Origin of the sequence: Portibacter marinus, assembly GCF_021533195.1 — a bacterium.
Classification (GTDB): Bacteria; Bacteroidota; Bacteroidia; order Chitinophagales; family Saprospiraceae; genus Portibacter; species Portibacter marinus.
This window is the reverse complement of record NZ_JAJNKB010000051.1, coordinates 1-1,746: the sequence shown is the minus strand read 5'-3', so window position 1 is coordinate 1,746 and position 1,746 is coordinate 1. Positions and strand designations below refer to the sequence as shown.

The window sequence follows — 1,746 nt, the reverse complement described above, 5'->3', positions numbered from 1 at the left end:
CGTTACCTATCATAAAGGCAAACTCTTCAAACATTAAAAGGTAAAAATGCCTGTATTTATTTCCTTTGTTATATTTGAGTGTGGACTTGAGTAAAACATATATTTGTCGAATGGTACATATAGGTAATATTCCTCATATTATCGAGTATGGTATTACACATAAGTCATCTATAAATTCTAATCCCAATTATATTCCAATTGGAGACAGTACTTTAATATCAACTAGAAATAGCCATCCGATTATTACGGGAAAAGTTATTGGAGATTTCATACCATTTTATTTCGGTTTTAGAACTCCTATGCTATATGTGATTCAAAAAGGTTTTAATGGTGTCAGCGCTGTCGACCCATCAAAAATTGTTTATGTTGTAACCTCCATAGATTCAATAATCAAATCCGGTGTACCGTTTATATATACAGATGGGCATGCAACGGATAGTTTTTCTAGCGTTTATTCACAATCCGAAATTACAGATCTTGAAAAACAACTTGATTTCAAAGCCATCCGTGCGAAATACTGGAGAGACGAAAATGACCTGGACCTAAAAAGGAGAAAGGAAGCTGAATTATTGTTGGAGGATGATTTGCTTTATAGCTATATCAATGGATTCGTCGTTTTAAATGACAATTGTAAAAAGGTACTAACTAAATTAGGAATTCCAGCAATAATGATACTTATTAAAAAAAGTTATTATTTCTAATACTTATGAAATTTATTAAAGGGAACATTTTTGAAAGTGACGCGGAAGGTCTGGTCAATACTGTTAATACAGTCGGCGTTATGGGTAAAGGTATCGCACTTCAATTTAAAAAGCTCTATCCTTTAAATTACAAGGTGTATTTGGAGAAATGCAGAAATAAAGATTTTAAAATCGGAGAACTGATTATCGTGAAAGATTCTAACATAATTTCTGGGCCGAAGACTATTATAAACTTTCCAACTAAAGAACATTGGAGAAATCCTTCTCAATATGAATTTATTGAAAAGGGAATGGATGAATTGATCAAATTCATTCAGAGCAGTAACATAAGTTCAATTGCAATTCCACCCTTGGGTGCAGGTAATGGTGGTTTAAATTGGGTGAATGTGAGAAAGATAATCATTGATAAACTTTCAATTATTGAAGATTGTGAGATCACAATTTATGAGCCTAATAGTCAGATTAAAGAAGTTTTAAAAAAAGAGAGAGTCAAACTAACACCTGCAAGAGCAATGCTCCTGTATATGCTATTTAAACTTGTGAGAAACGGTGAATTTGTTTCAGAGTTTGCAAGTGAAAAATTGTGTTATTTCCTTCAAAGATTTGGCGGAGAAAAGTATCTCAAGCTGAAATTCACTCCAGAATTCTATGGACCTTACTCAGGTCGCGTAAGACATGTTTTAGGTTACCTAAATGGAAGCTATGTGTCTGGATATATGGCAAAGGACAAAAAGCCATTCGAAGATCTAAATTTGATAGTCGATGCTGAAAAAGAAATTGTTGAATTCATTGCAAACAATAAAGAACTTTGTGCCATTGTTCAAAAAACAGATGATTTCTTATCAGGGTTTTACTCATATTTTAGTCTTGAATTGCTATCAACTATAGATTTTATCGCAAGTTCAAAAAATATAAATGACATAGATAATATTAAGCAAGAGCTTGATCAGTGGAGTGATCGAAAAAGATCTATGTTTTCAAATGACAAATTGATCGAGCTTTCTTTGGATCAACTAAAACAAGCAGATCTAGTCTAGCAATGTGT

At 32.6% G+C, this 1,746-nt stretch carries 2 protein-coding genes; both read left to right on the top strand.

Annotation, left to right across the window (positions count from 1 at the left end; translation table 11 throughout):
- Nucleotides 1-110 precede the first annotated feature (110 nt).
- Nucleotides 111-701 (top strand): type II toxin-antitoxin system toxin DNA ADP-ribosyl transferase DarT, encoded by a 591-nt coding sequence (gene darT, locus L2567_RS20865; RefSeq protein WP_235299806.1) that lies wholly within the window; start codon nucleotides 111-113, stop codon nucleotides 699-701.
- A 5-nt stretch (nucleotides 702-706) separates the two neighbouring features.
- Nucleotides 707-1,738, top strand: a complete 1,032-nt coding sequence (gene darG, locus L2567_RS20860; RefSeq protein WP_262913225.1) for a type II toxin-antitoxin system antitoxin DNA ADP-ribosyl glycohydrolase DarG — start codon at nucleotides 707-709, stop codon at nucleotides 1,736-1,738.
- Nucleotides 1,739-1,746 lie beyond the last annotated feature (8 nt).